General features: G+C 70.7%; 3 protein-coding genes. 1 reads left to right on the top strand and 2 read right to left on the bottom strand.

The features are described from left to right. On the bottom strand, positions 1 to 1,372 hold a 1,372-nt coding region (locus HG543_RS51855; protein WP_171818853.1), incomplete at its 3' end, for a serine/threonine-protein kinase. Between the two features lie 399 nt (positions 1,373 to 1,771). On the opposite strand from HG543_RS51855, the gene HG543_RS51860 reads away from it, so the two are divergent. Further along, positions 1,772 to 3,466, top strand: coding sequence for an HAD-IG family 5'-nucleotidase (locus HG543_RS51860; protein WP_169352399.1), 1,695 nt, complete (start codon positions 1,772 to 1,774; stop codon positions 3,464 to 3,466). Between the two features lie 7 nt (positions 3,467 to 3,473). On the opposite strand, the gene HG543_RS51865 is transcribed toward HG543_RS51860, so the two are convergent. Then, the gene (locus HG543_RS51865; protein WP_169352400.1) at positions 3,474 to 4,403 is read right to left on the bottom strand and encodes an AraC family transcriptional regulator; all 930 of its coding nucleotides are present in this window, start codon (positions 4,401 to 4,403) and stop codon (positions 3,474 to 3,476) included. Between the last annotated feature and the right edge of the window lie 29 nt (positions 4,404 to 4,432).

Genomic DNA, 4,432 nt, shown 5'->3' on the forward strand with positions numbered 1-4,432 from the left:
AGGTGCGGCGGCCGGAGGTGGAGACGGAGACGGACAGCTCCTCGTCCTCGTCCGAGGGGCCGGGCCCGGAGAAGTCCTCCACCACCTTCACGCGCGGGTTGCGCATTCCGGCGCGCGTGGGCTGCTGCCCGTTGGCGCCGCCCTGGGGGACGAGCTGCCGGCGGGGCTTCGGAGGGGCCGCGCCCGGTGGCGCCTCCCAGCCCCGCTCCAGCGGACCCGCCTGGCCGGGGCCGGTGGTCTCCCCTTCCCCGACGGGGTCCGGGCGCCGCGCGGCGGGGGCCGGCTCGTAGTCCTCGGGGCGGTACTCTGCGAAGGCGGGCGCGGCGGCGTCCTGGGTGTCGGCGCTGGCCTCGTCCTCGGAGAGCGAGCGGCTGAAGGGCGCGCGCTGGATGATGGAGGCCTCGGGCTCCTCGGCCTGGATGTCGTCCATCTCCGCGCCGGAGATGGGCTCCAGGGTGAAGGGCTCCTTGAAGGCCGCGGGCCCGACGAGGCCGGCGAGGCTCATCTCGCTGGGGAGCAGCTCGCTCACGAAGCGGCGCACGTCGTCCGGGCCGGGCATGCCGCCGCTCATGGAGAGGAAGTTGCGCAGCGACGAGGCGAACTCGCCACACGAGCGGAAGCGCCGCTGGGGGCCGGACTCCAGCGCGCGAAGGATGAGCGGGTCCAACCGCGCGTTGATGCGCCGGTCCAACCGGCTGGGGGGAGGCAGCCCCTCGCCGCGCCGCGTGGAGACGCCACCGCCGCCGGCCACCACGGGCTCGCGCTGGGTGAGCAGCTCGTACGCGATGGCGCCCAGCGAGTAGATGTCGGACTGCTCGGTGTGCGCCTCGCCGCGAGACACCTCGGGAGCGCGATAGGTACCGCGGCCCCGCCCCGCGAACGAGCGCCGCAATTGCGGCACCGCCATGAGGGCGCGCAGCGCGCCGAAGTCACACACGGCGGGCGTGCCGTCGCGCGACAGCACCACGTTGCCCGGCGTGAGGGCGCCATGGAGGACGCCCGCGTCATGGGCCGCCTGCACGGCCTCCAGCAACTGGATGACGATGTAGAGCGCCACGGGCGGCGGCAGCACCACCTCCTTGGCGTGCAGCCGCTGCAGCGCGGTGCCCAGCGTGAAGCCGTCCACGTCCTCGCGGATGACGGCGAGCCGCTGACGCACGACGCCAATGTCCACCACGTGAAGGATGCCGGGGTGGCGCACGGGCTGGAGCAGGCGCGTCGTCTCGGCGAGGTCGAGCGCGTAGGCCGGGTCCGACGTCTTGGGGTGGAAGAGCTTCACCACCACCTCGACGCCGGGGAGCTGGAGCCCCTCGTACAGCTCCGCGAGCTCGCCCGTCTCGATACGACCCGTCAGCCGGTAGGTGGCGCTCATCGCTTCTTTCGGGCCGGACGGCGCCGGGACACGGCGGAGAAGACGAAGCCGCACCAGACGCACGACTCACCGCGTCGGCCGGGCGGCAGCTCCAGCGTACAGCCCGGGCAGCGTGGGCGGGCACGGACGGGGCGTGGGAGCTCGCTTGCTTGCACGGAGGCCCGCCGGGCGACAGGCGCGACAGCGGCGATGCTCACGCGGAGCCGGGCTTCCAGGCGGCGCACACGGTCCTCGAGCGCCTCGATGCGGGCGGACAGGCGCGCATGGACCTCCTCGGCACTCTCCGGGGGCTGACGTCGGGCGGGCGAGCGCATGGGGGATGGGGAGCGTGCCACGCTCGCTCGCGAGCCCGCAAGGACCGAGCCGTCATGACGCGCGCGTGGTATGTGTTGATGTTCCGTGGCTCCGACTCTCTCCCCCTTCCGTCCCATCCCGGGCGGGCCCTTGCAGGACCCGCTTCACGGGAGCTTCCGTTCTCCTCTCAACCGTGCGCGCGCCGAGAGTGCGACGCGGCGTGCCCACGACCTGCTGGCCGATGAGGGGCTCGCCCGGCTGCTGACGTTGCCTCGCGAGCGGCGCGACCTGGTGCCCCGAGCGCGGGAGGTGTTCGTCAACCGCAACCTGCGCATGTCGAGCGTGGAGCTGATTGGCTTCGACATGGACTACACGCTGGCCATCTACCACATGCGCCGGCTGGAGCAGCTGTCGTTCGACATGACGCTGGCGAAGCTGGTGTCCGAGTACCACTACCCGCCGGTGGTGGGCAGCCTGCTCTACGACCACCACTTCGTGATGCGCGGGCTGGCGGTGGACCGGGTGAACGGGAACATCCTGAAGATGGACCGGTTCGGCCACGTGGGGCGCGCGTACCACGGGCTGCGTCCGCTGAAGCCGGAGGTGTGGCGCGAGCTGTACCGCAACAAGCGCGTGCGGCTGCGCAACCCGCAGTTCGCGTGGAACGACACGCTCTTCGCGCTGCCGGAGACGTGCCTGTTCGCGGGCATCATCGAGCTGCTGGAGTCGCTGGGGCACCGGGTGGATTACGGCAAGCTGTACGACGACATCCGCGAGGCCATCGACACGGTGCACCGGGACAACTCGCTCAAGCGCGAGGTGCGCAAGGACCTGGGGCGCTACGTGTTCCTGGACCCGGAGCTGGGGCCGGCGCTGCACAAGCTGCGCTCGGGCGGCAAGCGGCTGTTCCTGCTGACGAACTCCGCGTGGGACTACACGGACGCGGTGATGAAGTACCTGTTGGACGGGCAGCTGGCGGAGTACCCGAGCTGGAGGAACTACTTCGACGTGGTGGTGACGGCGGCGGGCAAGCCGGGCTTCTTCACGGAAGCGCGGCCGTTCCTGGAGCTGGACGCGTCCACGGAGGAAGGCCGCGTGGTGGGCGAGGCCACGTCGCTGGACCGCGGCAAGGTGTACTCGGGCGGCAACCTGGCGCGCTTCGAGGAGCTGACGGGCTACCGCGGAGAGAACATCCTCTACGTGGGCGACCACATCTACGGCGACATCCTGAAGTCGAAGAAGTCGTCGCTGTGGCGCACGTGCATGGTGGTGCAGGAGATTGAAGACGAGATCACCTACACGGACTCGCGGCAGGAGGAGATTGGCACCCTGTCGCAGGTGGAGGTGGTGCGCGAGCGTCTGGACGACGAGGTGAACCACCACAAGACGCTCTTGAACACGCTGGAGCGCAGGCTGGAGCGCGAGCCCTTGTCGGCGGAGGACCGGGCGGCGACGGAGGAGCTGCGCAAGCAGACGAAGTTCGAGCTGGACCGGATGCGCCGGGCGCTGAAGGACGCGAACGACATCGCGGACACGCTGGAGCAGGACGTGGAGGAAGGCTTCAACCCGTACTGGGGGCTGCTGTTCAAGGAGGGCAACGAGAACAGCCGCTTCGGGTACCAGGTGGAGCAGTACGCCTGTCTCTACACGAGCCGCGTGTCGAACTTCCTGCACCACTCGCCCATGCAGTACTACCGCTCGCCGCGAGACAAGATGCCGCACGAGCAGGCCGGTGCGCTGTCCGCCGCGCTGTCGCCCATGGGCGGTGAAGGGCCGCCGAAGGGCGCGGGGAAGGATTAGTACCCGTTCAGGAACGCGCATGCCGCCGGTACACCCCCGGCGGCATGCCCATGAACCGGCGGAACGCGCGATTGAAGGCGAACTCGGAGTCGTAGCCAACGCGCGCCGCGATCGCCGCGAGTCCTTCATCCCCCTGACGCAGCTGCACGGCGGCCTCCTGCATCCGCAGCCGCGTGAGGTACGCATGGGGCGCCATGCCGACCTCGGCCGCGAAGCGCCGCGCGAGTGTCGCCCGTGAGGTCCCCGCGCGGCGCGCCAGCTCGTCCACGCTCCAGTCCCGTCCGGGCTCGGAGTGCATCCACCCCAGCGCGCTGGCAAGCGTCCTGTCCCCCAATGCGCCCAGCCACCCCGCCTCACCCGGCGGCTGTGCATCCGCCCACGCGCGCAGCACCTGCACCAGCAGGACATCGAGAAGCCGGGACACGACCACCGACACACCGCGCTCGGCGCGCTCGTACTCCTGCTCCAACAGCGCCACCGTGGGCAACATGGCGCGAACAGCCTCGGAGTCCCCGCGCAGATGCACCCGCTCGGGCAACAGGCGTAGGACCGGATGTGCCATGGGCTCGTCGAAGGTGAAGAAGCCGCAGAGGAACCTCGACTCCGCCCCGGTACCGCCCGGCACGTGCACGGGCGCGTCACCGCGCTCCGCCAACCATTGCTCCAGCGGCACCTTCGGGGTGCGCGGAGCGTCCGACAGGGAGTGCCCATCTCCCCGAGGCAGCAGCACGACATCCCCGGGCCCCAGGGCGATGACCTGTCGCCCCTGTGCGAGATGCCCGCTCCCCGAGATGACGAGGTGAATGGTCGCCACGGCCGTCGGCGGGAAGCGCAGTCCCCAGGGAGCCCGCACCACGGTGCGACAGTAGAGCTGCCCTCGCAGCCGCGTGCGTTCGAGAATCTGCCCGAGGAGGTCGGAAGCACGGGAGCCGTTCATGCCCCCAAGCTATCAACACCCCTCCCGGC

This window comes from Pyxidicoccus fallax, assembly GCF_012933655.1.
Lineage (GTDB): Bacteria > Myxococcota > Myxococcia > Myxococcales > Myxococcaceae > Myxococcus > Myxococcus fallax.